Genomic DNA, 26,876 nt, shown 5'->3' on the forward strand with positions numbered 1-26,876 from the left:
GTATGGCCGTTCGATAATGTACGGGCTAAAAGGATCCGGTAGATTGGAGAAGAGAATTGAAGTTTGAGAGCCAGCCGTCCTATTCGTTGGGCCAGCGGACCCCTGCCAGCAGAGAAGTCGCCGCCGGCGAGAACGGCGGCAACGTGACACTTGTCTCCCAATCGGCACTTGGCGCGATAAACCGCGGTCGCGTCCTTCAAGCCTTATATGATAACGGACCCAAAAGCCGGGCAGATCTCGCTCGACTTGCAGGCGTCAACCGGACCACGATAACCGGTATTGTGCAGCCGATGATCGAAGACCAGCTTCTTGTTGAGGGAGATGCGTCGCCTTCCGACGTCAAAGGCGGCAAGCCGGCTCGTCCGCTTTATTTTAACCCCGATGCACCGATGCTTGGCGCAGTCCTCCTTCTGCCCGGCACGATACAAACATGCCTCGTGGCGCTAACCGGTGAGATCAAGGCCGTTGCGAAAGCTGAGTTTGATACGCATGGCGAGACAGAAGCATTCATCGCGGTCATGACGGAGACGCTTACTGCCACACTGTCTCAGGCCCAGCAGGCGCCGTTTGGCATTGGCGTGGCCTCTGCTGGAATGATCGACAGTGACAACGGAACCATTCTTACCGTCAACCTTGCTCCCGTTCTAACGGGACTTCCCCTTGTAGCAATACTACAAGAACGCTTCTCTCTTCCGGTTGTCATCGATCATCACCCCCGTGCCTTGCTTGTTGGGGACAGATGGTTCGGACCCGGTCGCGGCCAACAAAATTTCGCAGCAGTCTATACTGGTGAGGTTCTCGGCGGCGCCTTCTTCATCGACGGCAAGGTCTATCGTGGACTCGCCGGATCCGGCGGCGAGCTCGGTCACAGCGTGGTGCAGATCGATGGTGCCCTTTGCAATTGCGGAAAGCACGGCTGCTGGGAGACCGTCGCCGCCCTTCCTTGGTTACGAAAAGAAGCCGCCCGATTGAGCTTTCCGCATCCCAAGAGCGTCACCTGTGCCAGGCTTGTCAAGGAAGCAGACGAAGGCTCGAAGGCGGCAGAGGAGCTTCTCGACCGTTATACGCGGAACGTAGCTTTCGGCATCGTCAACCTGCAGCAAACACTCTCCCTCAACTCCTATGTCCTTCATGGAGACGTCGCCGGAGGCGGAATGAAGGCAGCAGAGCTGATCAGGCAGCATATCGAGCAACTGGTGGTGAAGAGACCTGGTCAGGAGATATCGATCACGGTGAATGGTATCGGCGAAGGCCATACGGCTCTGCGCGGCGCCGCGGGTCTGGTTTTATCCAGCCACCTCAAGCTGGTTATTTGAGGTTTTGTAGCGGCGCCGATCTGCAAGGAAGGCTGCAAGGTGCGGTTCGCGCCCGGGCCTGCCCCGGTCGACCTCTTAAAGAGACTCAGGCGCGCAATCAAATTTTCTAAGGTCGGGATTTGGGCTTGCGACCGTTAAGGTAAGGACTGCCGTCGTCTGCGACGGCGGCGGAAAAGAGAGAGGCAAAGAACGGAATGCAGGCCGCCCCGATCGCGCCGGCGCGAGGGCCAAGTCGGGAGGCCTCGACTGCGGCAGCCTCCAAGCCGCGCGACGGGCCAAGGATTGGCTGACTGGAAATTGCGCGTACCAGCCTGTCTGTCACGAGTTCTGGCAGCCGTCCCCCAAGGACAATCAGCGCTGGGTCGAACATTGCCGTTGCTACGCGTACCGTCTCGCTGAGCTGCTTTCCGGCGCGTTCAACCCAGATTTCTAACGCCGCTTCGGCGCTGTTTGGCAACCGTTCGAGATCGATGAAGTCGTGGATGGCGAAGCCGGCACCGTTGAGGGTGGCAAAAAGGTCCTGGCCGGATGGGCGCGGCTGGTCGTACGGGTAAAGAACTCCGGGCAGGCAGGCGTTTCCATTGACACCGCGGTACGGCCGTCCATCGATAACCGCCCCTCCCCCGACACCGTGTCCGATGTGAATGAAGAACATCGGATCAGGCTGCGGGATGCGTCCGCCGAACACATACTCTCCGAGCGCTGCAGCTGTTCCATCATTCTCGATGTAATAGGGCGCTTCGAAAGTCGCTTTAAAAGCTTGGTCCGCCTCGCCATCATCGAAAGCCGGGAAGAAGCTGTGTGCCTTGAGGAGGTTCGACATCATGCCGAAATTGCCGGGCACCGAGCAACCGACCCCGAGAAGGCGATCCTGAGGCGTACTAAGGTGGGCCAGCATCGCCGCGATAGCCGCCTGGGCCGCACCTGCCACAGACAAAGCCGTGCTGGTCTCGATGTCGACTGATCGGGAGGTAAGAATCGTACCCGCTAGATCAACAATTGCTACCTCCATTCGGGAGACCGAGAATGTTATTCCTGCGGAAAGATACCGGTCAGCCCGCAAGCTCAGCAAGCGCCGAGGCTGGCCTTGGGCGCCGGTCCGGTCGACCACCTCGATCAGAAGTCCGATGTCCACCAAGCGGCCTATCAGCCGAGTGACAGAAGCGCCTGTCATGCCTGACCGTTCGGCTAGGTCCACGCGCGCGATCTTCTTGCCTACGAAAATCAGTTCGACCAGCCGTCGTTCGTTTCGTGAAAGGTCCATGGGTCCAAGAGTGCCTCAAATCGCCAGCAGCCAGAGGGTATTGCAATATATATTAAATTACGCAATGTAATTAATCTGTCATGAAGGCCGTTTAAGAAGCCAAACCGGAATGACCGCCAAAATGAAATGGGAGAACACCATGTACCAGATCAAACGATTGTTGAGCCTCGCGGCCGTGCTGATCGCGATCGCCTCTCCGGCCTTGGCAAAGAGTCTCGTCGTTTATTCACCTCAGGGGGAAGAGAACGTTCAATGGATAATCGACCAGGCTAAAGCCGCCGGTCACGACGTGCAGTTTCTGCGCGCACCCGGAGGAGAACTTTTTGATCGGCTCGTCGCGGAAAAGTACAATCCCCAGGCCGATGTCGTACTTGGTATGGTCGATACGTCTATGGCTTTGCTCAAAAAGAACGGACTATTCCAGCCATACGCCCCAGCCTGGGCGGCGGACCTCCCCGCGCAATACAAGGACAAAGAAGGTATTGTCTACAAATTCTGGAGCACACCGATCGTCATCGCCTATGATCCCGAAAAGCTAGCCGCTGCGGAGGCCCCAAAAAGCTGGCTAGACCTGATAAAGGGCGAATACAAGGGCAAATACGTCATCGGCAACACTGCCTGGCAGACGACAAGGGTCTATCTGGCCGGCATCTTGGCGCGGTTCCTCGACGACAAGGGCGAAGTCACTCAAGCTGGATGGAATTTTCTTGGCACATTCTATGCGAACGCGATCGTTGTCGATGACGCCGATGCGCGCAAGGAAGCGTTCAAATCGGGCGGTGCGGTCATCAATCTGAACTGGTTCGGCGGCGTCATCAAGGACGCCAAGGAACTCGGCATGCAAGTCAAGGTCATTGACCCGGAAGGTGGCACGCCCGTCATCTCCGAAGGCGTGGCGATCATGGCGGGAACCGATCAGCTGGAGCAGGCAAAGGCATTCGTCGACTGGTTCGGGTCTGCCGATGTCATGGCCGGCTACGCCAAAAAGTTCGGTCAGGTTCCGGTGCTGCCGGCGGCGCTGGCTAAATCTCCGCCAGAGGTGCAGGCGAATGCAGAACTAGTCAAGGCTCAGCCTATCGACTGGGATGCCGTCGCGCCCAAACTGGACGGCTGGTTGCAGAAGATCGAGCTTGAAATCCGGTGAGCATGTAGGACCGGGCGATGCAGATCGCCAGGCTTCACAGGAGTATGATCATGCCGGCCCCGATCCTCATCATCGATAAACTGCATATTGGCTATGGCGATAAGGTAGTCATCCGCGACCTCTCGCTTGAGATTCACGAAGGCGAGTTCGTTGCTCTGCTCGGGGCTTCCGGCAGTGGCAAATCCAGCGTTCTAAGGACCCTCGCCGGCTTTCATTCGGCCATGAGTGGGCGGATTATTCTTGAAGGAAAAGATATCACCAACGAGCCTCCGGAGCGCCGCAATGTCGGCATGGTATTCCAGAACTATGCGCTGTTTCCAACGATGACGGCGTTCGAAAACATCGCCTTTGCTTTGCGTGTGGCGAAGATGCCGCAGAGCGAGATTGACAAGCGCGTCGGCCAGATCGCCGAAACATCCGGGATTACGGAGCAGCTGCACAAGAAGCCAGCGACCATGTCAGGCGGGCAACAACAGCGGGTCGCGATTGCGCGCGCGCTCGTCGCGGGCTCCAAGGTGCTTTTGTTCGACGAACCATTGTCCAATCTCGACGCCAAGGTGCGAGTGACGATGCGCCGCGAGATCAAGAGGCTCCAGCAGGAATTTGGCTTCACGGCAGTCTTTGTCACGCATGATCAGGAAGATGCACTCACGATGTCCGACACGATCGTCGTGCTGGCGAACGGTGGCGTTGAACAGATCGGTGACGGGCGTACTCTTTATCGGAAGCCCGCGACGCCGTTCATCTGCGAGTTTATCGGCACCGCCAACGAACTGCTCGCACCGGTTGTCGCGCATATTCTGGGTCGCGACGTTCGGGGGCGCATCTTTGTCCGCCACGAAGATGTGTTCGTCGGGAAAGCGGTAGAAGCCGGGTTGCCGGCGACCGTCTGCCACGTGGAATTCCTTGGCGCCCACAGCCGCATCGACCTGGATGCCGGCGGATATTTCATTTCGGCCGCCAGGATGGGGCACGAGTTACCCGAAATCGGTGAGACCGTGTCCTGGACGATCCGGCCGGGCTCGGTGCATATCTTCGAGGAAGCGGACAGATGAACCGCGCGGCTGCCGTCGAGCGCGTAGTCTATTGGATCGGGTTGGCGGCCCTGATCTGGATCGTCGTCACCTTCCTGATACTGCCGCTGGTCGCGTCACTTCATGCGGCATTTTTCAAGGACGGCAGCCTGGTGGTTGGCCAGATCGTAAGCGAACTTTCAAGATCACGAAGAGTGCGCGCTGCCCTTTGGAATACGGTTTGGATGACGTCAGCGACCATGGTCACGGTGACCATGGTCGGGATTTTCCAGGTGGTCGTCCTTGAATATTTTCACGTACGCGGTCGCGCACTCTTGAAAATCGCTTATGCAACGCCGCTGGTCTTCGGCGGTGTCGTTGCGGCGGCGGGTTACAACTTCACCTATGGTCCGGGCGGTGCGGTGACACATCTGGTGAAGGCGATCGTTTCCAGCCTCCCACAAGACTGGTTCATCGGCTGGTTTGGCGTGCTCTTCACGCATACCTTTCTGATGACCACCTTTTACTATCTTTTTCTGCGTGCTGCGATGCGCCGCGTCGACTACGCAACCATCGAAGCAGCGCGCAGTATGGGGGCCTCGGAATATACGATCCTGCGGCGTGTGGTACTGCCCGCAATCATGCCGACGCTCCTCGCCGTCACCCTTCTCACCCTTTACACCGCGATCAGCTCTTTCGCAGCCCCTCAGGTGCTGGGCGGTCGCGACTTCCACATGCTGAGCCAGATGGTGTTGACTCTGAACAGCCTGCGCCGTCCCGACATGGCCGCATTACTGGCGCTCATGATGGGACTGTGTCTCGTGGCGCTTATCCTGCTGTCTCAATATTACGAAGCGCGCGGCTCCTATGTCGGCGGCGCGAAAGCGACTGCGCCCATCCAGCTACGCAAAATTTGCAACCCGATCGGCAATGCAGTGCTACATTTTTTTGCCTATCTTCTCGTGGCTATTTATGCGGTGCCGATCGCTCTTGTCGTACTCTTCTCATTCGCCCCGGCCGCGAGCATCGGCATCGAAGTGATCCCATCCAGCCTGACACTGAAGAACTATGCCCGCGTCTTTACCGAAGGCACCGCCTTTCTTCCGTTCTTCAACTCCATAGTGATGAGCCTTGTCGCGGTATCGGCGGCGCTCGTCGTTACACTGTTTGCCGTCCCGGTTATTCTTGGCCGGCGCAGTTGGCTGACGCGCCTTCTGGACATCACTTTCTTCCTGCCATGGGTAGTTCCTAGTATTCTGCTCGCTGTCGGGCTGATCGTCACCTTCGACACGCCAAACCCGCTCGTTGGAAACGCAGTCCTCCTCGGCGGCTACTGGCTCCTGCCGATTGGCTATGCCATCGTCGCCTTGCCGCTTATGATGAGGTTCCTGCGGGCAGCCTTCGTAGGAATCGATCCGGCCTATAACGAGGCGGCCCGCTCGATGGGCGCCACTGGTCTCTATCGCTATCGCCGCATCATTCTGCCGATAGTGGCGCCGACTGTAATCCTTGTCGCCGGGATGGCATTCAACGATCTCCTGTCGGAATACCCCTTGTCGGCGTTCCTATACAACGTCAACAACAAACCGCTGCCGATCGCAATCGTAGACAGCTCGCTGTCTGTCGATCCTGAGCAGGCCGCGCTCAACCTTGTCTATGTCACTCTGATCATGGCGTTTTCACTGGCGATCATTCTGTTGGCCGAGCGCATCGGCCTTGGCAAAGGTCCAGAAACCACAACATTGTAGAACAGGAGACTGATCCATTGGATACCTGCATCACCGTCTGGCATTGGCCGCACCAGGAGCGTTGGTACGACGAAGGCATTCGCAACTCGCTCACCCTCATCAAGGAAGCTGGCTTCACACACATCAACTGGAATCCCGACTCCGGCAGTTCGTACTGGCTGGCCGACGCCGAGATTGAGTTTACAAGCAGGATCGTGGCCGATGCTGGGCTGAAAGTGCACTCGGTTCATGGCAGCAATGGCCGCAATCCTATCACCGAGATCGGCCACAAAAACCCTGGCCCTTTCGCGATGGAGACGCGCAAGGACTTCCTGTCGCCGCATGAATGGCAGCGTCGCAGCGGAGTAGAGCTGTTGCGTAACCGTGTCGACTTGGCGGCCGCGTTCCAGTCCCCAAATATTGTTCTGCACATAGATATCAACGACAACGTCTTCGGCAGCGAAGCCGCCGAACGAGCGTTCTTCGACCCCCTTTACCAGTCTCTCGACGAGATCAGGCCTTACTGCGTCGAAAAGGGCGTCCAGATTGCCGCGGAAACTCTCCTTTGCGCCAACGCCCAGAATTTCCTCAACCTCTATGATCGATTGTTCGCTCGATACGGCAAGGAGTTCATCGGCGTCTGCTTCGATTGTGGCCACTGGGAACTGATCGAGCCAGGCAAGCTCAGCGTGCTTGAGCGTTTCGCGGATCGCCTCATCGCTACTCACATTCACGACAATTTCGGAGCAATGGATAACCATCTCTTGCCATTCGACGGACGATTAGATTGGCACACGATCGCCTCGGCGATCGCCGCAACTCCTTATCAGACTCCGCTCAACTTCGAGACGCCGATGGACCGGTATGGGATTCCAGAATCCGCCTACTATCGCCGCGCTCACAGTGTTGCTGTTAGGCTCGAGGAGATGGTCGCCGAGGCGCGCGAGAGGAAAAGCACGTGATGGCGAATGCGCTTACCCTCGATAATCCTCCATTACGTCGTGACAAAGGTAGCAGCGTTGATGCTTGAACAGTTCCGCAGTCCGGATGCTGATCGTTGCAATGATGCCGCGCATGATATGATCATGAACTGTCGTTCCATGCTGGCCGGCGTACCGGCTGGATTGGGGCCCACGCGGCAATGATTGTCATGGTTCCGCCGCAACAGGAGCAGCGGTGTCGCAAAGGTGGTGGCTTTGCGTCCGGTTCTTCGAGCGGCGGCGGGACGTCGAACAGGCTTCGGCACAGGTCCAGCTTCAGTTGCCGATGGCCATTGGCAAGCAGGCCGTAATGACGAATGCGGTGAAAGCCGTCCGGAGCGGTGTGAAGCAGGAAGCGGCGGATGAACTCGTGGGCATCGAGCGTCATCACCTTTTGCCTGCCGCCCGTTCGATAATCCTTCCATCGGAATGTGACGCGATCGCCAGAGATGGCAATGCGATGGGTATAGCGGCCGAGATAGGCCAGCACTTGTTTGGGTCCGGCAGTCCCGGCCCGGAAACAGCCAGACCTCGGGTCTCGCCAGCCGCCAATAGACCGCAGGATTGCGAGCAACTGCGCTGACAGCATGCCGTTGCGATCCTTTCCGCCCTTGCCATGCTCGACACGGATGATGCCGCGCTCGCCATCAATGTCGCGGACCTTGAGATGGACAGCTGACTAAAACAATCCCGCTCTAGAGAACAAGCCTGTGCTCTGAGCAGCCGCTCTGCCATCGCTTGGAACCGAAATTTGGGCCGCATCAGATGGCGCTCTTAAGGTCTATGGCCGTTGCGGACGGCAGAAGCGAATGTGGCCGCCCCCTTTGCTGCGGCTGACCGCGTATGCCCGACGGTGCATAGTAGAAATAAAAGCCGAATTCTAGACTGCTGGCTATCATGTGTTCAGCTTGGGTAGGTGCGCAAGCTTGGCTCTTACCGCGACGGCTCGTCCGGCCGGAAAGCGTATGGGCACGCCGGCCTCGCATGGCTGCGTTCGCCTGCATCCCGATAATGCCGCCCAGTTCTTCTCGCTCGCGCCACAGGCTGGCTTCGCCAATACCCGCGTGGTCATTACGCTAACCCAACGGGTTATGCGCCGCGCTGATCCCTCTTATGTGCTGATCATCCGCTCCAGTTCATCCATGTCGGGGATGATGATATGTCGGAGATTCTCGATGAGAATGACGCCGCTCTTGCGCAGCCTGGTCATCTGGCGGCTGACGGTTTCGATCGTCAGCCCGAGGAAGTCGGCGATCTCGGCGCGGGATAGCGGCAGGTCGAAGGCGGTGCTTGTGGCCGTTTGCGGTTCGGCGTGGGTGGCGATGAGGTGGAGCAGGCTTGCGACCTTCTCCTCGGCGGTGCGCCGGCCGAGCGTCAGCATCCATTCGCGCGCGGCATCCAGCTCCTTCAGCGCCTGATCGTGCAGGCTGCGCTGCAATTCCGGCGTCTCAGATATCATGCGGTCGAGCAGGTTGCGGGGAAAGATACAGATTTCGGAATCGGTTGCAGCCTCGGCCGACAGCGTGCTTTCGCGCACGAAGGGCCTGCCGACGAAATCGGGGGCGAATTGCAGGCCGACGATCTGCTGGCGCCCGTCCGGCATCACCTTGCAGAGCTTCACCACCCCGCGCATGATGTTCGAATAGAAAGAGCTATCCGAGCCTTGAGCGATGATCTCGCTGCCGGCATCGACCTTGCGGCGCAGCGAATGGCGGCCGAGTTCCCGGAGTTGGCTGCTCGACAGAGCGCCGCAGATGACGCCGTGCCGCGCCTGGCAGGAACGGCAGGCGACGGGCACGGTTATGTCAAAAGTCCCACCGTTGGCGATGTCCATAAGTCGTGATCCTTTGAAAGCCGGACCTCCAGACAGCGCGATCGCGATGCCTTTAGCGCAGCATGATGGTTTCATTGATGCGAGCGTCAATCAGGCCGTTTACATGCGCCTTTTTTACTCACTGCAGCATTTTATATTTCGTTTTGTGGCGGGCCGCATCGATTGCAATCATGCGGTGCTCCGATAAATCCGGCCTTAGCTCCCGCCCATTACAGAACCTTCATCGGCCATATGGGCCGCCGCCTCCATGTCCCGCATCGGTACTCTCGCCTGCGGTTTGCACCCCTTGTACTTCACAAGCTTGTTAGCAACGTTCGATGTACCCACTTCACAATAGTGGACTTCGGCTGGGCGCCGACAAAGACATCGGCGACTATGCCCCCGTTGAAGAATGCAAGGGTCGGAATTAAGTGCACACTGAATTGAGCGGCGAGTTCCGGGTTTTCACCGAGATCCAGCTTAGCGACTTTGATTCCACCTTTCATCTCGACGGCGATTTCTTCGAGGATCGGAGCAATCGTGTCGCATAAGCCGCACCCTTCAGCACAGAGGTCGAGAAGAACAAGTATTGCGCATTCCTGAACTTCTGACTGGAAAGTTATTGATACTGATGTTCACCGAATGCATGGGTTTTTCCCGTCACCAGAGTTGAGTTCCGTTTGCCGCATGTGTGATGCGTTTTCGAATTCGATGTGATGCAACGCCTCGTCATGAAGGTGAACAGAGTGAGTGAGACGTCATGTACTCCAGACCAGATAATTGTCCCCACGCTGAAGGTCACGGCCCCTCACCTTCGGCGAACGAGCGCGAAATCGTTTGATCTGGAGTCAGCCTCGGTAGCTGCGCCCAGCCAGGAGTTCATTGCCATACCCCGAATGCGATCCGCCGTTACACCCCTCAAAGCATATATCAAATTGCTGCATTAATTCTATCCTGACGGTTTGTATACGTTATGATGGCTTTATCCCGTCTTTATGTAGCAAAATCTTGGCATGGTCAAGTCGACATGCGCTCCCGAGTCCAACAACTCACCGGGCTCCCATCGCAGCAGGCTTTTCGTCACCCTCAGTGTTTTTTTCCTTTTTTGGTGGGGCGCAGCTATCGATCATCCATTTTCAGCCTACTCCTCGAAAGGGGTTGACGCCGATCCCTCAACACGGGCAGCTTGTGCAGGGGACGGCCCTACCGGCACGCAAATAAAAATCCGAGGCGATTAAGCTCAGGCCCGAGAGAGGCGCTGGACGAAAGACCCCGTTGATGAAGCGTAGTCGCTTCCCTTTTACTGATGGTCACCCGCATTGCCCGAAGACAACGCTCTGTTTCCTCCGACGAATCGGCTTCGCCGACTCAAGGTCGACGAGTGTCTATGGCGACCAAAAGCTCATCCAACTGAACTCGGCAAGCAAGGCAACGACTCTTTCAGCGGTGGTGTAGGCGCGCAGTTCGACAACGACTTGGAGCTTAAAGGGCGGCATCACCCGACGCTGCGCCAGGTCCGCGTGCCAGGTCGGCAGCGCGCCCATGCGATGCGCCTCTTCGACTAGGGCGCCTACAGCCCAGGCTTCCGCGCCAGCTGTGTACCATCCAGATCATCGCCGAGCAGGTCTCGTGGCCGCCAAGCAGCAGCAAGCGGATATTGGCGACCAGGACGTCATCGGAGAGCGCGTCGCCGCTGCCATCGAAGGCGTTGACTATCGGCGCGCAGATCCAACATCTTGGGCGACGGCTCGATGTGACCACTCGCCAAATCGGCAGCCTCATCAAGCGTTGTACGCCGCTCCGAGCTCGCGATTTTTAGGCGTTTCAGCTTGTTGTCTCCGTCCTGACGGTTGTTTAATGTCATGATGGTCAAAAAGCCACATCCTATTGCATCTATGTCATCCAGCAGTCATCATGGAATTCCGCTGGTTCTGGCGGGGAGCACACTGAGTAGGGCTTAGCCCAAATTACAAAAAACCCGCCGAGGGGCGGGCTTCTGATATCCGCTGGAGAGCGGGAAACTAAGGTGTCTGTGGTAAGCGCCAGTTTCCCCTAATCGCCGGAACATTGCAAGAGGTTTCTTGCCACGGGAACGCTTGGCCTTTTGTCAGTCCGTGCCTTTTCCGCGTGGAGCCTTCGCCCGTCGGTCTCAACCACTGAAGAGACGACGCATGTTTAAACCCATCGGGGCCATTGTTGCGCAGGGGCTTGTATCCGGCGATTTCCAGACCCGTAGAACGGGCAAAACCACCAGCCGCGCCCAACAACCCGTCAGACGGGAAAGCCACCTAGCGGGTCGCTGTGAGGCCGGGTTTTGGAGTCCTACCACTCGGAAGGAAGTGCAGGAGATCCTGGCCGCCGCCCGCCGTTACGAGGTGACCACGCGACAACCAGGCGCCCGAAACGGTGCGCTTGGTCATGTCGCGATGGAGGTGCTCGCGCTTCTTGCAAACCTCGTCGACTTTAAGACGGGCCGGCTTGAACCGTCGCTAAAGTTCCTAATGCGAAAATTGCGCCGATCCAAGGACGCTATACACCGCGCGTTGAACGCGCCTGCGGCTTCCTTGATTGGCAACGCCGATACGTGTCGACAGGCAGCGAGGACAAGGGACCGAAAGTTCAACAGACCAGCAACGCCTACCGCCTGTCCCTTGCAGAATGCGCCAGACGCATTTTGGGACCTTTTGCAGCCCCATCACCGCTGCCGGACGACGCCGCGCATGCACGGGCCGCGCAAGCGGAAGAGATCGCCGCTCATGTGAAGACGTTGCCGCTGGATGAGCGGGCCCTATTCTTGCTGGGAGATACGTCGACAGGCCGAGCGTTTGCGAGGCTCGCAAAGGCCATGATTGCATCCAAGGACCGTGAGTCCGCCAAGCAGGCTGAATCCCATCCTAATTTCTTATCTAAGAGGAATCTTGGACCTTTTGCAGCCCCATCACCGCTGCCGGACGACGCCGCGCATGCACGGGCCGCGCGAGCGGCTGATGTGCCGCTCATGAAAACCTTGCCGCTGGATGAGCAGGCCCCATTCTTGCTGGGAGATACGTCGACAGGCCGAGCGTTTGCGAGGCTCGCAAAGGCCATGATTGCATCCAAGGACCGTGAGTCCGCCAAGCAGGCTGAATCCCATCCTAATTTCTTATCTAAGAGGAATCTTGGACCTTTTGCAGCCCCATCACCCCTGCCGGACGACGCCGCGCATGCACGGGCCGCGCAAGCGGAAGAGATCGCCGCTCATGTGAAGACGTTGCCGCTGGATGAGCAGGCCCTATTCTTGCTGGGAGATACGTCGACAGGCCGAGCGTTTGCGAGGCTCGCAAAGGCCATGATTGCATCCAAGGAACGCGAGGCCGCCAAGCAGGCTGAATCCCATCCTAATTTCTTATCTAAGAGGATTTAAGCCGAATCGGCTTTCGCCGATGAGTTGTGTTCCATCCATCGCCCATCAGCTTGCCGAAATGCTCGCTCCGTCAACGGCCTTTCGATTACAGGGACTTTGCCGAAGCCGGCGGGAAAGCGGGCGTGCTCGATCAGCTTCGGCAGTACCTAGGCTCCGAGCCCCAATCGCCGGCGGAATGAGCCTTATCCCGACGAAGCTCGCATCATCAATGGCCTGGCCAACGAAGAGCTGAGCAAACTCGGATCGGACTCGACTTCCAAGAGGAAAGTTGTCCGGAACAAGGCTATCAGTCAACGTAGGTTCAGTGATCGGCTCAGGAGCCCCTCACAATCGTCGGCATGATACTCTCTCTAACCGGTTTCCAATTTACAACCCAGTATGTTTGTGCGACATACGTACTAACGGCGAGCGCAGTTGGTGCGGCCCTAACGCGATCGACGTCGTGTCAGGTGACCTCCTGAAGGAACGGGCGAATGACTGTCTACCTAATCGGAATCGACGGCGGTGGCACCAGCTGCCGTGCGGCAGTCACCGGTGCGAACGGGAGTATCCTTGCGCGGGCTCAAGCAGGGCCAGCTAACATTCTCTCCGATCCGGATATGGCGCTCCACAACATCGCAAGTGCGACCCGCGCGGCTTTCAACGCAGCTGGCATCAATGCGCGGAGCATCGCCTCGGCGCGTGCCGTTCTTGGGGTAGCGGGCAATAATGTCGGCGAGGCCGTTCACTACGTGAAAAACAGGCTACCCTTCGCGCAGGCGGACATCGAGTCAGACGGGCTGATCGCGCTACAAGGCGCACTTGGTGATAAAGACGGAGCCGTCGCCATTTTAGGAACAGGCACGATCTACATTTCCCGCCATTGCGAAACGGTGACCTACGTCGGCGGATGGGGCTTTACTGTGGGCGACCTCGGCAGCGGCGCTCGTATTGGACATGCGCTTTTGCAAGAAACGCTGCTCGCATATGACGGCATCCACGACATGTCCGCGATGACCGCCTCCGTCCTTGCGGAATTCAAAAATGACCCTCGCAATATCGTCGAGTTTGCGCGGCAGGCAAAGCCCGGCGCCTTCGGCCGCTATGCGCCGCGCGTATTTGAGCACATGAAAGAGGGCGATGCCGTCGCCGCGCGCCTGTTGCAAGAAGCCGCTGTTTCAGTTGACGAAGCACTTGATCGTCTAGTCGGTCGAGGAACGCAGAAGATTTGCCTGCTCGGAGGATTGGGGCCGCTCTATTCGTCCTGGATCGCTGCACGGCATCAAAGTCTATTGGTAACGCCCGAAGGCGATGCTCTGAGCGGGGCCGTGGCCCTGGCTGTGTCGCGCTTCGGGCATCAGACAGCGATCGAATGAGTGAAGGGCTCGCGGCCATGCTTCCAGGATGGGGCACAGACATCAAGGGCGCCGGTCCGCTCTATCAAAGGCTTCGCCTGGCGCTTGAAAAGGCGATCCTGTCGGGTAAACTCAAAGAGGGCGAAGTTCTTTATCCCGAACGAGACCTCGCTGAACATGTCCGCGTTAGCCGTGTAACGGTCCGCAAAGCGATCGACCATCTCGTCCAAGACGGATTTCTGGTTCGCCGGCGCGGTTCAGGAACCTTCGTAGCCGGATCGGCGGTCCGCGCAGATCAGCCTCCGTCACGCGCGAACCTTTTGACGGGTGGCATTTCCTGGCTTGGATCGGGCACGAAAATCGAGTGCATCGAGCGCAGCACGTCTCATCCCGCACCAGAGGAGATGATGACACTCGGCCTGTCAAGCGACAGTCACGTCGTGCGCATCACCCATTTGCGGAGCTCGGCGGGCCAACCGCTTGCGATTGAACGCATATGCATTTCCTCCGAGTTCCTGCCCGACGCTCGCACCGTTACCTCTTCCCTCTGCAACACACTCGCGGACGCAAATCTTAGACCCGTTCGTGCGATCCAGCGCACTTTCGCACTTAACATCGAAGATCCGGACGCCACAACGCTTGGCGTCGCGATCGGAACGGCTGGTCTTTTGACAAAACGCGTTGCCTATCTTGCTTCGGGCCGTGCGATCGAATTCACCCGCTCACTTTTTCGAGGCTATGCCGAAGGTTTTGTCAGCGAGCTCACCTTTCTCGAAAACTGACCGCTCTTCTTACAAGACAGGATCCTATCATGCAGGCCACCGTGCAAACGAACATGCGCCGTGAGATCGACGAAATTCCAGAAGCTGCGGCCAGATTACTCGATCGCTTAGCGAAAGACTTCGCTGCCACCGGAGCGGCTTTGCGGGCCGAGGACTCCACATTCGTCGTCACAGCCGCGTGCGGCTTGTCCGACCACGCCGCCATGTCCCTGAAATATTCAATCGAGCTAAGCGCGAAATTGCCGTCGCTTCGATTCGGCTGTCACTCGCTTCAATCTACGGTCTCGAGCCCAACTTGGTCGCAGGCCCCCTTTCCCAAGGCAGCCACGCGCGCCATCGCCGCTTGGATTGCTCTGACAAATACGCTTCCCGCTTGCGGGACCCACCAACGCCATGAGCATGCTGAGTACAAAGGTCGGCTTGTGCCTGAAGACGACGCAGATCTCGTGGTGTTGACCCCCGAGTTTGAGTTGAAGTCGAGCTGGACAGGTAGGCCAAAGGGTTTCGAGACAAGCGATCATGGTGATCTTGGATCAAATTTGCACAGGTTCTCCAATCTTATGGTTGATGTTTTCCGCTCGGAAACCTGCTGGCTTTAGCTGAGTGGGACCAGCGCGTCATGAAGATAGCAATGCTCTCGCCGTTTGAACGAACCTGTCTCCATTGGATATCGAGAGGCTGGACTGTGGCTGATATAGCGTTGATCGAGGGAAAGGATACCGCTGAAATTCAGGCGTGCGTGGAGCGTGCGGTTATTTCGCTCAACGCCGAATCATTGGAACAGGCGCTTGAGAAAGCGAAGCTCACGCGATCAGACTGATCGCATCATGGTGGCGGGCGCCGGACACTTTCACCTTACCTTGCATGCTGCTTGTAAATGCACCGTTTTTGGCGACGTCAGGCGCAGCAAGGTCGCGCCATCGGTTTTGAAATGGCTCCAGCGGTCGGTGCGGAACGTAGCCGAACCGAGGTGGCCACGAAAGCAAACCAATCCGCGGTTTCCCCGCTGTAAGGTCCCACGCCTTTGAGAAGCCATCGAGCGGGAATTGGCCGGCTCCCGCTGGAGCCTCTCTAAAGTCGCTTGGTCTTTCCCGCGCACAGTGCCGCTCCTTCCAGCTCCCATGACCTCATGGTCCGGTCACCGTCTTTGAAGTCGACGGTGAATACAGCGTCTTTCCCTCTGCCGAGATCGATGCCGACGACGACCTTGAGATCGTCCATGAATCCTTTCCCTGGCCGGCTCATTGGAGGCGGCCTTGCCTTTGGCGTGCCGCCAGCGAGCCGCATGCCGCAAGGGAGGCTTCGCCGCGACCGGGCAGATCATTGCATGATCCGACAGTTGCCGGCCGCGCCCTTGCAGCCTTTGCTCTTCGCGGCGGGAGGAAGTGTCCGCGAAACAACGGGCAGAGACGGGCAACGAGGGCCGATCGCCGGGCGATCGGAAATAAAATGAAGAGAAGAGACATAGAAGCGCTCCGCGAACGGGTCAGTTGCGCGGCCGTTCTCGAAAAGGCGAGCTTCGCCATCGACATCAAGGAAAGCACCCGGCGGGCGATCAAGTTTCGCCGTGGCGGTGAAATCATCATCGTCACGCATGAAGGGCGTGGATGGTTCGATCCGCTCAGTGATGCGAAAGGCGATGTGTTCGGGCTTGTCGAGCATCTCGATCATGTCGGATTTTGCGAAGGCGCCGAAAGGGTCGCGGATCTCGTGGGATTCACGATCACCGAGCCGGAGTGGCAGTCGTTGGAGCCTGATGGAGGATACGACCTCTCCCTCCCCGATCGTTGGCAGGCGCGCCGCCGCCCATGGCCCGGATCGTCGACATGGCGTTATCTCAATGGCGAGCGTTGCCTGCCGTCGCCTTTACTCCGCACCGCAATCAAAGGCGGCCTTCTTCGAGAAGGCCCGCATGGCAGCATATGGGCAGCTCATACGGACAAGACCGGAGTTGTGACCGGCTGGGAGGCACGAGGGCCGCAATACCGGGGCTTCTCCTCTGGCGGAAGGAAGGTTCTCTTCCGTCTCGGGTCGGTTACTGCGTCGCGCCTGGCCGTCACGGAAGCTGCGATCGATGCCATGAGTCTCGCGGCGATCGAGGGGATGCGGGAAGGCACGCTCTATCTCAGCACCGGCGGCGGGTGGTCGCCGGCCACGCAGGCCGCGCTGTGGGACTTAGCCTCCCGACAGGATGCCCGGCTGGTCGCTGCGACGGACGCCAATGCACAAGGCGATCTGTTTGCCGAGCGGTTGCGGGCGATCGCCGAGGAAACTGGCTGCGACTGGTCGCGGCTGCGCCCGCACGAGGAGGACTGGAACGAGACCCTGAAGATCAGGGAGAAGGAAATGAGGGAACGAAGAGAAAGAGGCGTGCCGCATTCCCGCCGCCCGCGTCAAGGGAGGCTTCGCCCGGCTGAGCCGGCCCTTGACCCGACCGGTCGCGATGCCGGCGGCAGGCAAGGGGTCATGGAGAACTGAAGAAGATGGCGAGGTCGAGAGGACGGCGCCGCACATCAGTTCGAAGACGCGCAAGGAGCCGCAGATGATCCCCCTCTCCCGCAACCACCTGGAAGCACTGCTTTTCACAAACCCGGAAGCGACGCACCTGCGGGCGCAGTTTGCGCCGGAAACCATGCAGGTCTCCGTAATCACGCGCTTGTAGCTCGCGATCGCTGCAGCCGAAACCAGGTCCATCCCTCACCTCATTTTCATCCGCCTTCGCAGCCGCGGGACCTGTCCCGTGGGCGATGGCGCACATCCTCGAAAAGGAGTTTTCCATGTCCACCGATCCCTTCACCCTCGATATATCAGGCAGCAGCGCATTGTCGCTCGGGCTTGGCTTGGGCGTCACCGCGTTTGGCGGTTTCGCCGCCAACGACGACGATCCCGATCCGCCGCCGCTCTCCCCGACGCCGGCATTGCATCTGCCAGCTGCGAAGCGGCCGGCACCGCGGAGACAGGGCACGTGCGCTAACTTCTATCTCGAGGATGGCGATCGTGGACTTGCGATCGACTGGAAGCAAAGAGCGAAGGCGAATCTTGCAGCCATCCTGACGGCCAACGAAATCGAAAAGCAGGATCGACCCGCCATCCGTGACGAGCAGGCGAAGCTGATCCGCTTCACCGGTTTTGGCGCATCGGAACTCGCGAACGGCATGTTCCGGCGTCCAGGCGAAGTCGATTTCCGGGAAGGCTGGGATGACCTCGGCAGTTCGCTGGAAAGCGCCGTCACCGATGCCGATTATGCTTCGCTCGCGCGCTGCACCCAATATGCTCACTTCACTCCCGAGTTCATCGTCCGGGCGATCTGGGCGGGCTTGCGGCGGCTCGGATGGCGCGGGGGCCGCGTGCTGGAGCCGGGAATCGGCACGGGCCTGTTTCCGGCGCTGATGCCAACGGCGCTCCGCGACACAAGCTATGTCACCGGCATCGAACTCGATCCGGTGACGGCGCGGATTGTCCGGCTTCTTCAGCCGAAGGCGCGCATCATCAACGCCGACTTCGCGCGCACCGATCTCAACGCGATCTATGATCTCGCGATCGGCAATCCGCCCTTCTCCGATCGAACAGTTCGGTCGGACCGGCAGTACCGTCCGCTCGGTCTGCGGCTGCACGACTACTTCATTGCCCGGTCGATCGATCTCTTGAAGCCCGGTGCACTCGCCGCGTTCGTGACAAGCAGCGGCACGATGGACAAGGTGGACAGCACAGCGCGAGAGCATATCGCCAGGTCCGCCGATCTGATCGCAGCGGCCCGCCTCCCCGAGGGCAGCTTCCGCCGCGACGCTGGCACGGATGTGGTCGTGGACATCCTGTTTTTTCGCAAGCGCAAGGCCAGCGAGCCGGAGGGTGATCTATCATGGCTCGATCTCGAAGAGGTTCGTCCTGCGACATCCGACGAGGGGGCGATCCGCGTAAACCGCTGGTTCGCACGGCACCCGAATTTCGTGCTCGGCGAGCACGCCCTAACGTCTGGCCCGTTCGGCGAGACCTATACGTGCCGGCCACGCTCCGGTGAAGATCTGGAAACGGCACTGAAGGCAGTGATCGCTCTTCTTCCGGAGGATCTGTATGACGGCGAGCCGACGCAGATCGACATCGATCTGGAAGAGGAACTGGGCGAGATCGTCGATCTCCGCTCCGGCAACGACAAGGTCCGCGAGGGCAGCTTCTTCATCAATAACCGCCACGGCCTCATGCAAACGATCGACGGAGTGCCGCTCGCGGTTTCGGTGCGGAAAGGCCGGTCAGGCGACGGCCTATCCGAAAAGCATGTCCGGGTCATCAAGAAGCTGATTCCGATCCGCGACGCCGTGCGCGAGGTTCTCAAAGCGCAGGAGCTGGACCGACCGTGGCGGGATCTGCAGGTTCGGCTGCGCATCGCCTGGTCGAGTTTTGTGCGCGACTTCGGGCCGATCAACCATACGACGGTTTCGATCTCGGACGATGAGGAAAGCGGCGAGATCCGCGAAACCCATCGCCGGTCCAATCTCCAGCCGTTCCTGGACGACCCGGATTGCTGGCTGGTGGCCTCGATCGAGGACTACGACCTCGAAACCGATACGGCAAAGCCCGGTCCGATCTTCTCCGAGCGGGTCATCTCTCCTCCGGCACCACCCGTCATAACCTCGGCAGCCGACGCGCTCGCCGTCGTTCTCAACGAGCGTGGCCGCGTCGATCCCGATCATATTGCCGAGCTGCTACATCGCGACCCCGACGCTGTGATCGGCGAACTCGGTGACGCCATCTTCCGCGATCCCGCCGATGGCTCCTGGCAGACCTCTGACGCCTATCTCTCCGGCCCGGTCCGCACGAAGCTGATAGTCGCCGAAGCGGCCGCTGCTCTCGATCCGGCTTTTGAGCGCAATGTCCGCGCGTTGCAGGACGTCCAGCCGGCCGACCTCCGGCCGTCGGATATCACCGCCCGCCTCGGTGCACCCTGGATTCCGGCCTCCGATGTTGTCGCCTTCGTCAAGGAAACGATGGGCGCCGACATCCGGATCCACCATATGCCGGAACTCGGGTCATGGACCGTCGAGGCACGCCAGTTTGGCTATAGCGCCGCCGGCACCTCCGAGTGGGGCACAAGCCGCCGTCACGCCGGCGAACTGCTGGCCGATGCGCTGAACAGTCGGGTTCCGCAGATATTCGACGTGTATAGGGATGTTGGGGGTGAACGCCGCGTTCTGAACGTCGTCGATACCGAAGCAGCCCGCGACAAGCTCCAGAAGATCAAAGAGGCATTTCAGCGCTGGGTCTGGACCGATCCTGATCGGACCGACCGGCTAGCGCGAGTCTACAATGACCGTTTCAACAATATCGCGCCGCGAAAGTTCGACGGCTCCCACCTGAAACTTCCCGGCGCGTCTGGCGCTTTTGTTTTGTATGGGCACCAGAAGCGTGGAATCTGGAGGATCATCTCCTCCGGCTCGACCTATCTCACTCACGCCGTCGGCGCCGGCAAGACGATGACGATGGCGGCCGCCATCATGGAACAGCGCCGTCTCGGCCTGATCGCCAAGGCGATGCTGGTCGTGCCGGGCCATTGCCTTGCACAGGCGGCGCGTGAGTTCCTCGCCCTCTATCCGAACGCTCGTATCCTCGTCGCCGACGAGACCAACTTCACCAAGGACAAGCGGGCCCGTTTCCTGTCCCGAGGTGCCACGGCCCCCTGGGATGCAATCATCATCACCCATTCGGCCTTCAGGTTCATCGCCGTGCAGTCTGCGTTCGAGAGCCAAATGATCCATGACGAGCTGGAGCTGTACGAGGATCTTCTGACCGAGGTGGACAGCGAGGATCGGGTGTCGCGTAAGCGGCTCGAGCGCCTGAAGGAAGGTTTGCAAGAGCGGTTGGAAGCGCTCTCAACCCGCAAGGACGACCTTCTCACGATCTCGGAAATCGGCGTCGATCAGATCATTGTCGACGAGGCGCAGGAATTCCGCAAACTCTCTTTTGCGACCAACATGTCGACACTGAAAGGCATCGACCCGAACGGATCGCAGCGGGCCTGGGACCTCTATGTGAAGTCCCGCTATATCGAGACGAAGAATCCCGGCCGCGCGCTCGTGTTGGCCTCCGGGACACCGATCACCAACACGCTCGGTGAAATGTTCTCGATTCAGCGACTGCTCGGCCACGAGGCGCTCCGCGAACGCGGGCTGCATGAATTCGATGCCTGGGCCTCGACCTTTGGCGACACGACGACCGAACTCGAAATCCAGCCGTCCGGCAAATACAAGCCAGTGAGCCGGTTTGCGAGCTTCGTCAACGTGCCGGAGCTGATCGCCATGTTCCGCTCGTTCGCCGACGTTGTGATGCCGCAGGACCTGAAGCAATATGTGAAGGTTCCGGCACTCTCGACCGGTCGGCGGCAGATCCTGACGGCGCAGCCGACGGCGGCATTCAAACTCTATCAGCAAATCCTCGACAGCCGCATCAAGGCGATCGAGATGCGCGAGGGGCCGGCTCAGCCCGGAGACGATATACTGCTGTCCGTCATCACTGACGGCCGCCATGCGGCGATCGACCTGCGCCTGGTCATTCCGGCAAACGACAACGAGCCGGACAACAAGCTCAATCTTCTCATCGAGAACGTCTTTCGCATCTGGACGGAAACGAGCGAAAACACCTATCTTCGTCCGGACGGCAAGCCCTATGAGCTTCCGGGCGCCGCGCAGATGATTTTCTCCGATCTCGGCACCATCAATGTCGAGAAGACGCGCGGTTTCTCCGCCTACCGCTGGATCCGTGACGAATTGATCCGACTGGGCGTACCCGCGTCGGAAATCGCCTTCATGCAGGACTTCAAGAAGACCGAGGCCAAGCAACGTCTGTTCGGTGATGTCCGTTCGGGCAAGGTTCGCTTTCTGATCGGCTCGTCTGAGACCATGGGCACCGGCGTCAACGCTCAACTCAGGTTGAGGGCGCTGCATCACCTCGATGTGCCGTGGCTGCCGTCGCAGATCGAGCAGCGCGAGGGCCGCATCGTCCGCCAGGGCAATCAGCACGATGTCGTCGATATCTTCGCCTACGCCACGCAAGGGTCACTTGATGCTGCCATGTGGCAGAACAACGAGCGCAAGGCCCGCTTCATCGCGGCGGCCCTTTCCGGCGACACCTCGATCCGTCGGCTGGACGACCTCGGTGACGGCCAGGCCAACCAGTTCGCCATGGCCAAAGCGATTGCCTCGGGCGACGAGCGCCTGATGCAGAAGGCAGGGCTCGAAGCGGATATCGCTCGTCTCGAGCGGCTACGCGCCGCCCATGATGACGACCTGTTCGCGGTGCGCCGACAGGTCCGGGACGCCGAACGCGACATCGAGATATCAATCCGGCGGATCGGCGAGATTGGCAAGGACATCGAGCGGCTGGTTCCGACTGCGGGAGAGGCTTTCACAATGACCGTCACGGGTGTTTCATATGATGATCGAAAGGATGCCGGCCGCGCGCTGATGAAGAAAATCCTCACTCTCGTTCAGCTTCAACAGGAGGGTGAGATCGTCACCGCCTCCATTGGTGGCTTCGATCTCGTCTACGATGGCGAGCGCTTCGGCAAGTCTGACGGTTATCGCTACACCACCATGCTTCAGCGCACGGGCGCGCACTACGAGATCGATCTCGCCGTCACGGTGACACCGCTCGGCGCCGTCTCCCGCCTCGAGCATACGCTCGATGATTTCGACGGGGAGCGGGAACGCTATCGCCAACGGCTGGAGGAAGCGCGCCGGCGTCTTGCTTCCTACCAGTCCCGTCAAGGTGGCGATTTTGCCTTCGCAAGTGAGCTGGCCGAAAAGCGTCGCCAGTTCCAGGAGGTTGAGGCGGAGCTCGCGGCCGAGGCGCGCGAGGCAGAGGCCTCTGCCAGGGAGGCAGCCTGATTTTGGAAGCAGTGCAGCACGTGCATAGGTGCATTGCACAATAAATGTTTTCCATCTGATCAAAATATCATCATAGTGCACACAGCTGATGCACATGGCGGTCTCCTCCCAGTGCCGCCGCAACAGCTGTTCCCCTCTGGAGGTTAAATAACCTTCACACTTCATGGGCCTCGGTTCTTCCGACGGCCCATTTTTTTATTCCCGCTCAACCCAGATTCCGAGCGCTGTAGCAGAGCGCTTATCAGAAGAAGTTGGGAAATGGAGAAGGGGAAACAGAAGAAAACCGGTCGCAGATCGGTCCTCCCGTCGCCACTGTCGCTCAACCGCCGCCTGCGCATCCCGGCCACTCGTCCTTCGCAAGGCTGTTAGCCCCGCTTCTCCTTCGCGGCAGGGCCGCTCGCCCGCAGTTGCGCCGGTCGGGCCGCTTTGCGATCCGGGAGGTGTCTTCAGGAAAAAATGAAGACAGGAAGGACCGGCAGAGGGCCGCGTCCGCATCCCCGGAAAGGAACACTCCCATGCAACTCATGAAGGTCGATCCCCGTGCGCTGAAGGACAATCCCGACAATACGCGCCAGTCGAAGTCGACGCCCCAGGCCGACGCGCTGCTGCTTGCGACCATCAAGGCCGTCGGCGTCATCCAGCCGCCCGTCATTTTCGCCGAAGCCGGCGGCAACGGCTATGTTATCGAAGCCGGTCACCGGCGCACGCGCATGGCCATCGCCGCCGACATCGAGGAAATCGATGTTATCGTCGTCGAGGCGGCCAACGACAGTGGCGCGATGCGTTCGATGATCGAAAACATCGCGCGCGAACCGCTCAACCCAGTCGACCAATGGCGCGGCATCGAGCGCCTCGTAGCTCTCGGCTGGACCGAGGAGGCGATCGCGATTGCGCTGGCATTGCCGGTCAGACAGATCCGCAAGCTTCGACTGCTCGCCAACGTCCTGCCGGCGATGCTCGACCACATGGCCAAGGGCGACATGCCGAACGAGCAGCAGCTTCGCACGATTTCCGCGGCGTCGCTCGACGAGCAAAAGGAAGTCTGGAAGGCCCACAAGCCGAAGAAGGGTGACACAGCATCCTGGTGGGCGATCGCCAACGGCCTCATCAAGACCCTCATGTTTGCGCGCGATGCGAGTTTCGGCGACGATCTCCGCCAGGCCTACGGCATCGAGTGGGCGGAAGACCTGTTCGGACCGGCTGATGAGGACAATCGCTTCACGACGAACGTCGAAGCGTTCCTCGGCGCGCAACAGGAATGGATGAGCAGCAATCTTCCCAAGAAAGGCACCATCGTTGACGTCAACAATTGGGGCCAGCCGCAATTGCCGCCGAAGGCGGAGCGTGTCTACGGCAAGCCCTGCAAAGGCGATTGCACCGCCATGTATCTCGATCGTGAGGGCAAGGTGCAGTCCGCCCATTTCCGAATGCCGGAAGCCAGACAAGCGAAAGGCAAGGGCGATCCGACCGCGCTCGGCGGCGAGGACGGAAACGAGGCCATCGGCGTTGCGGCCAAGGCCCGGCCGGACGTGACCCGCAATGGCCTCGACATGATCGGCGATTTTCGCACCGACGCGCTGCACGAGGCGCTGGCACGGGCTCCGATCGGGGACGATACGCTCATGGCAATGCTGGTGCTTGCGTTTGCCGGACAGAACGTCTCGGTCGATTCCGGCTCCGAAGCCTCCGGCTATCTCTACGGCTCCAGGCGGTTCGCCCGGCACGCCGTCCGGTTGATCGGCGAAAACGGCAGGCTGCAGTTCGACTTGGATACGCTTCGTGTCGTGGCCAGGTTGACCCTGATCGACGCACTGTCGGCGCGCACCAATCGTTCGGACAGCGGCGTCGTTGTCCGGATTGCCGGCGACGCCGTTGGCGCCGACGCCTATCTTCCGAACATGGGCACGGAGGAGTTCCTCGCGTGCCTCTCGCGCCCGGCGCTGGAAGCGTCCTGCGGCGGGACGAGTGTCGTTCCCCGCCCGCGCGTCAGGGACACCCGCGCTGCCTTGGTCGAGCAATTGAAGGAAGAACGCTTCGTACATCCGGCAGCCCTCTTCGCGTCCGATGACGCCGAGCTGGCCGAGTGGCTGGCAAAGAACATGGAGCATGGCAGCGAGAACGACGATGCACCCGCCGACGGGCCGATCGGCGGCAACGCAGCCGACACCGGGCTCGAAGAGCTGGATGAAGCCGACGCTGACACCACCACTGAGGATCCCGCTAGCGCTTACGGAATTGCGGCAGAGTAGCCCTGCCCCAACGTCATACTGAGATACCGCCGCCGGCCATCATCGGCGGCGGCTTTGTTTCCACACCCCATGGGATGTCTCGGGGATTGTTCAAATCTCCCCGCTCGCAGCGCAGCCTTCATGACTTATCCAATTTGAAGCCTATCGGACCGCCTCTCCAACGCGGTAGTGATCGCGGACGGACTGCGACACGAGATGTCGGCAGCCCTACAAACCCTCCGAATAGCGACAACGAAACATGTGCAATTCCGGAGACTTGCCTCCGCAACCTGACTGGCACGAGTGGTGCTCAGAGTAGCCCAGGTCGCAAGGGACCTAGTCCAATTTTGGGAGATCGAGTGATTAGGCACACCGCGGCTGCCGGGACGTTTGGAGAGAAACCTGATGCGAGTGCTGCTTTCAAAGACCCAGGCGTTCCACCCCACTCCACTTTCAAAGGAACATCGTCATGAGTGAATCCGCTCGCTTTGTGTGGCAGCAACTTCGTCGCCATTTCAAGACCAATGATTTGGCAGTTCTCGTGAGCTCACGCCGGCAGCTTTAAGAACGAAAGCCGCGTGTCTGCCTCAAAGTCTTTGCCACTCTCAATCTGTATCCGCCGCAGCGGGCGCAGTGGGCGGGTCAAGCGAGGTGAGGTGGACGCTGGAGATTGGGGGAGGGACGTGACGATGCCGCGCGGCTTGAGGACAAGCGGTCAGCACTTGTCGGCTCACGAGAGATCCGGCGCGTGTCAAACGACAATTCGACCGCGGCGCGCAAGCTGGTCAAAACGGTTTAAGACAAGGAGGAATAAAGTTGCTACGCAAAAAAAGCAAGGTCGCTTCCACCAGTGCATCTCGTCGGCGAACGCTCTTTGCCGCATTAATATTTGCCCTCATTTGCGGACGATCGGTTGAGGCCGACGCTCCTCAAGTCATCAATCACGACGAGGTGCAAGGGTTTCCCGACAGCACCTCCGAATTCCTCAAGACCTACCAGCCTTACCTCAAAGTCGATAGCGGCTGTGTGCCTTTCCCGGCAGTAGATGCCGCCGGCAACGTCAGCGGCGGTCTGAACCCATCTGGTTTTGCGTCGGACGGGTGCTCAAAAAACCTTGGACAAATTTATGTCAGGGCGGATGAGTTTAAGGGCGAGTGCGCGGTCATGTATTCTTGGTTCTTCCCCAAGAACAAGATCGGAGATTGGCCAACCGATGTGGGGTCTCGATATGATTGGCAGAATGTCATCGTATGGCTATCAGGTTGCGACGGCCAAGCGCACGTCAACGCGGTTAGTTACTGGAGCAATCGTGGTTACCATACGACGACAAAGCCGCACATGGATGGAACGCATCCACTGGTTGCGTATGTGGATGACTATTCAATCGGGCACAGAGTCGTGGGCACGAGCACCCGTGGCGGTATGCAGCCTGCGATCAGTTGGTTCGATCTGACCTATGAAGCAATGTTCACGCTCGACTTGTATGACTTCGGCGTGAGCGTGCCGTTCATCACACGCAATTTTTATCAAAATCTGCCTAGGGCGTATTATCGTTGATGCTCGGGTTCCTTGCGGCGCTAGAAGATCGCGTATGAATTCGTCTGCCTTCCAGGCGCAGGGATAGGCGCGACCGCGGTCAGCTCCGGTCTTCTTCTGTCCCGCATGGTGACGGCGAGGCGAGAGATAACCCGCTATCCCGGTCGCATTGCCGGCAGATTAGGCGTCGGACCGAGCGCATCGCGGTCACGGAGAAAGCCGCGCTCCACTCGCACCGCTGGGTGGGTGGCGCTGGACTGGCCGATGAACAGCTGTTTCAGGATCTCATCGAGCGGCGCACCTTCGAGCGACGAACGGAAATCGCTGCGCTGGCTCGCAAGCTTAAACGTCAGGAGGGGCGATCGCCACCATGCGTATGACGCTCGGCAATGACACGGATGGTGCGGCGGCATGGGCCCGGCCGAGAGGGCGCGTTTTTGGTGCGGGCTGATGCGCTGG

General features: G+C 59.4%; 18 protein-coding genes and 4 pseudogenes. 15 read left to right on the forward strand and 7 right to left on the reverse strand.

What is annotated here, in order from left to right:
• The first annotated feature begins 56 nt into the window (after nt 1-56).
• On the forward strand, nt 57-1,316 hold the full coding sequence (locus CUJ84_RS34665; protein WP_028734640.1) for an ROK family transcriptional regulator: 1,260 nt from the start codon (nt 57-59) through the stop codon (nt 1,314-1,316).
• A gap of 106 nt (nt 1,317-1,422) precedes the next feature.
• Here CUJ84_RS34665 and CUJ84_RS34670 read toward each other — a convergent pair whose 3' ends face one another.
• A complete protein-coding gene (locus tag CUJ84_RS34670) occupies nt 1,423-2,580 on the reverse strand; it encodes an ROK family transcriptional regulator (RefSeq protein WP_105009974.1) in 1,158 nt (385 codons plus the stop codon).
• Between the two features lie 139 nt (nt 2,581-2,719).
• Here CUJ84_RS34670 and CUJ84_RS34675 point away from each other — a divergent pair, with 139 nt between their 5' ends.
• The 4 genes from CUJ84_RS34675 to CUJ84_RS34690 are packed head-to-tail and all read left to right on the forward strand — an operon-like array spanning nt 2,720 to nt 7,426.
• Nucleotides 2,720-3,724: an extracellular solute-binding protein gene (locus CUJ84_RS34675; RefSeq protein ID WP_105010033.1), complete on the forward strand. Its 1,005-nt coding sequence runs from the start codon at nt 2,720-2,722 to the stop codon at nt 3,722-3,724.
• Nucleotides 3,725-3,774: 50 nt separating this feature from the next.
• Nucleotides 3,775-4,779, forward strand: coding sequence for an ABC transporter ATP-binding protein (locus CUJ84_RS34680; RefSeq protein WP_105010034.1), 1,005 nt, complete (start codon nt 3,775-3,777; stop codon nt 4,777-4,779).
• On the forward strand, nt 4,776-6,485 hold the full coding sequence (locus tag CUJ84_RS34685) for an ABC transporter permease (RefSeq protein ID WP_105009975.1): 1,710 nt from the start codon (nt 4,776-4,778) through the stop codon (nt 6,483-6,485). Before CUJ84_RS34680 ends, CUJ84_RS34685 begins: the two co-directional genes overlap by 4 nt.
• Nucleotides 6,486-6,502: 17 nt before the next feature.
• Entirely contained in the window at nt 6,503-7,426 is a 924-nt protein-coding gene (locus CUJ84_RS34690; RefSeq protein WP_018517032.1) for a sugar phosphate isomerase/epimerase family protein, read from the forward strand.
• 121 nt (nt 7,427-7,547) lie between these two features.
• Here the strand turns inward: CUJ84_RS34690 and CUJ84_RS34695 are convergent.
• Nucleotides 7,548-7,949, reverse strand: a pseudogene (locus CUJ84_RS34695) (transposase); the annotation flags it as partial.
• Between the two features lie 454 nt (nt 7,950-8,403).
• Between CUJ84_RS34695 and CUJ84_RS38165 the strand changes: the two are divergent.
• Nucleotides 8,404-8,520, forward strand: a pseudogene (locus CUJ84_RS38165) (L,D-transpeptidase family protein); the annotation flags it as partial.
• 35 nt (nt 8,521-8,555) lie between these two features.
• On the opposite strand, the gene CUJ84_RS34705 reads toward CUJ84_RS38165, so the two are convergent.
• The 4 genes and pseudogenes from CUJ84_RS34705 to CUJ84_RS38530 form a co-directional block, all read right to left on the reverse strand.
• Nucleotides 8,556-9,278, reverse strand: coding sequence for a Crp/Fnr family transcriptional regulator (locus tag CUJ84_RS34705; protein WP_105009976.1), 723 nt, complete (start codon nt 9,276-9,278; stop codon nt 8,556-8,558).
• A 293-nt stretch (nt 9,279-9,571) separates the two neighbouring features.
• Complete coding sequence (locus CUJ84_RS34710) at nt 9,572-9,880, reverse strand: thioredoxin family protein (protein ID WP_105009977.1); 309 nt, start codon at nt 9,878-9,880, stop codon at nt 9,572-9,574.
• Between the two features lie 882 nt (nt 9,881-10,762).
• Nucleotides 10,763-10,973, reverse strand: a pseudogene (locus CUJ84_RS34715) (cytochrome P450); the annotation flags it as partial.
• The gene (locus CUJ84_RS38530; RefSeq protein ID WP_199788891.1) at nt 10,930-11,130 is read right to left on the reverse strand and encodes a hypothetical protein; all 201 of its coding nucleotides are present in this window, start codon (nt 11,128-11,130) and stop codon (nt 10,930-10,932) included. The pseudogene CUJ84_RS34715 and the gene CUJ84_RS38530, both read right to left, overlap by 44 nt.
• 711 nt (nt 11,131-11,841) lie before the next feature.
• On the opposite strand from CUJ84_RS38530, the gene CUJ84_RS38535 reads away from it, so the two are divergent.
• The 5 genes and pseudogenes from CUJ84_RS38535 (at nt 11,842) to CUJ84_RS39230 (ending at nt 15,596) form a co-directional block, all read left to right on the forward strand.
• Nucleotides 11,842-12,660 carry a hypothetical protein gene (locus CUJ84_RS38535; RefSeq protein WP_199788880.1) on the forward strand — a complete coding sequence of 273 codons (819 nt, stop codon included), beginning with the start codon at nt 11,842-11,844 and terminating at the stop codon, nt 12,658-12,660.
• 473 nt (nt 12,661-13,133) lie between these two features.
• Nucleotides 13,134-14,015, forward strand: a complete 882-nt coding sequence (locus tag CUJ84_RS34725) for an N-acetylglucosamine kinase (protein WP_105009978.1) — start codon at nt 13,134-13,136, stop codon at nt 14,013-14,015.
• On the forward strand, nt 14,012-14,776 hold the full coding sequence (locus CUJ84_RS34730; RefSeq protein ID WP_105009979.1) for a GntR family transcriptional regulator: 765 nt from the start codon (nt 14,012-14,014) through the stop codon (nt 14,774-14,776). The genes CUJ84_RS34725 and CUJ84_RS34730 overlap by 4 nt, the downstream gene beginning before the upstream one ends.
• A gap of 29 nt (nt 14,777-14,805) precedes the next feature.
• A pseudogene (locus CUJ84_RS39475) lies at nt 14,806-15,150 on the forward strand (SIS domain-containing protein); the annotation flags it as partial.
• Nucleotides 15,151-15,461: 311 nt separating this feature from the next.
• On the forward strand, nt 15,462-15,596 hold the full coding sequence (locus CUJ84_RS39230) for a hypothetical protein (RefSeq protein WP_260696655.1): 135 nt from the start codon (nt 15,462-15,464) through the stop codon (nt 15,594-15,596).
• Nucleotides 15,597-15,847: 251 nt separating this feature from the next.
• Here CUJ84_RS39230 and CUJ84_RS38170 read toward each other — a convergent pair whose 3' ends face one another.
• Nucleotides 15,848-15,997 carry a hypothetical protein gene (locus CUJ84_RS38170; RefSeq protein WP_158687011.1) on the reverse strand — a complete coding sequence of 50 codons (150 nt, stop codon included), beginning with the start codon at nt 15,995-15,997 and terminating at the stop codon, nt 15,848-15,850.
• Between the two features lie 228 nt (nt 15,998-16,225).
• Between CUJ84_RS38170 and CUJ84_RS34745 the strand changes: the two genes are divergently transcribed.
• The 4 genes from CUJ84_RS34745 (at nt 16,226) to CUJ84_RS34765 (ending at nt 26,438) form a co-directional block, all read left to right on the forward strand.
• The gene (locus tag CUJ84_RS34745; protein WP_105009981.1) at nt 16,226-17,254 is read left to right on the forward strand and encodes a DUF3991 and toprim domain-containing protein; all 1,029 of its coding nucleotides are present in this window, start codon (nt 16,226-16,228) and stop codon (nt 17,252-17,254) included.
• 299 nt (nt 17,255-17,553) lie between these two features.
• Complete coding sequence (locus tag CUJ84_RS34755; RefSeq protein WP_105010035.1) at nt 17,554-22,653, forward strand: DEAD/DEAH box helicase family protein; 5,100 nt, start codon at nt 17,554-17,556, stop codon at nt 22,651-22,653.
• Between the two features lie 515 nt (nt 22,654-23,168).
• Nucleotides 23,169-24,902, forward strand: a complete 1,734-nt coding sequence (locus CUJ84_RS34760) for a ParB N-terminal domain-containing protein (RefSeq protein WP_105009983.1) — start codon at nt 23,169-23,171, stop codon at nt 24,900-24,902.
• A 795-nt stretch (nt 24,903-25,697) separates the two neighbouring features.
• A complete protein-coding gene (locus tag CUJ84_RS34765) occupies nt 25,698-26,438 on the forward strand; it encodes an NPP1 family protein (RefSeq protein ID WP_105009984.1) in 741 nt (246 codons plus the stop codon).
• The last annotated feature ends 438 nt before the right edge of the window (nt 26,439-26,876 follow it).

Origin of the sequence: Rhizobium leguminosarum, assembly GCF_002953715.1 — a bacterium.
GTDB lineage: Bacteria > Pseudomonadota > Alphaproteobacteria > Rhizobiales > Rhizobiaceae > Rhizobium > Rhizobium leguminosarum_V.

Bases quoted from the DNA above. Each gene is read 5' to 3' on its own strand.
- CUJ84_RS34670 (WP_105009974.1), bottom strand. From the start codon at position 2,580: ATGGACCTTTCACGAAACGAACGACGGCTGGTCGAACTGATTTTCGTA.
- CUJ84_RS34675 (WP_105010033.1), top strand. From the start codon at position 2,720: ATGTACCAGATCAAACGATTGTTGAGCCTCGCGGCCGTGCTGATCGCG.
- CUJ84_RS34680 (WP_105010034.1), top strand. From the start codon at position 3,775: ATGCCGGCCCCGATCCTCATCATCGATAAACTGCATATTGGCTATGGC.
- CUJ84_RS34685 (WP_105009975.1), top strand. From the start codon at position 4,776: ATGAACCGCGCGGCTGCCGTCGAGCGCGTAGTCTATTGGATCGGGTTG.
- CUJ84_RS34705 (WP_105009976.1), bottom strand. From the start codon at position 9,278: ATGGACATCGCCAACGGTGGGACTTTTGACATAACCGTGCCCGTCGCC.
- CUJ84_RS34725 (WP_105009978.1), top strand. From the start codon at position 13,134: ATGACTGTCTACCTAATCGGAATCGACGGCGGTGGCACCAGCTGCCGT.
- CUJ84_RS34730 (WP_105009979.1), top strand. From the start codon at position 14,012: ATGAGTGAAGGGCTCGCGGCCATGCTTCCAGGATGGGGCACAGACATC.
- CUJ84_RS38170 (WP_158687011.1), bottom strand. From the start codon at position 15,997: ATGGACGATCTCAAGGTCGTCGTCGGCATCGATCTCGGCAGAGGGAAA.
- CUJ84_RS34745 (WP_105009981.1), top strand. From the start codon at position 16,226: ATGAAGAGAAGAGACATAGAAGCGCTCCGCGAACGGGTCAGTTGCGCG.
- CUJ84_RS34755 (WP_105010035.1), top strand. From the start codon at position 17,554: ATGTCCACCGATCCCTTCACCCTCGATATATCAGGCAGCAGCGCATTG.
- CUJ84_RS34760 (WP_105009983.1), top strand. From the start codon at position 23,169: ATGCAACTCATGAAGGTCGATCCCCGTGCGCTGAAGGACAATCCCGAC.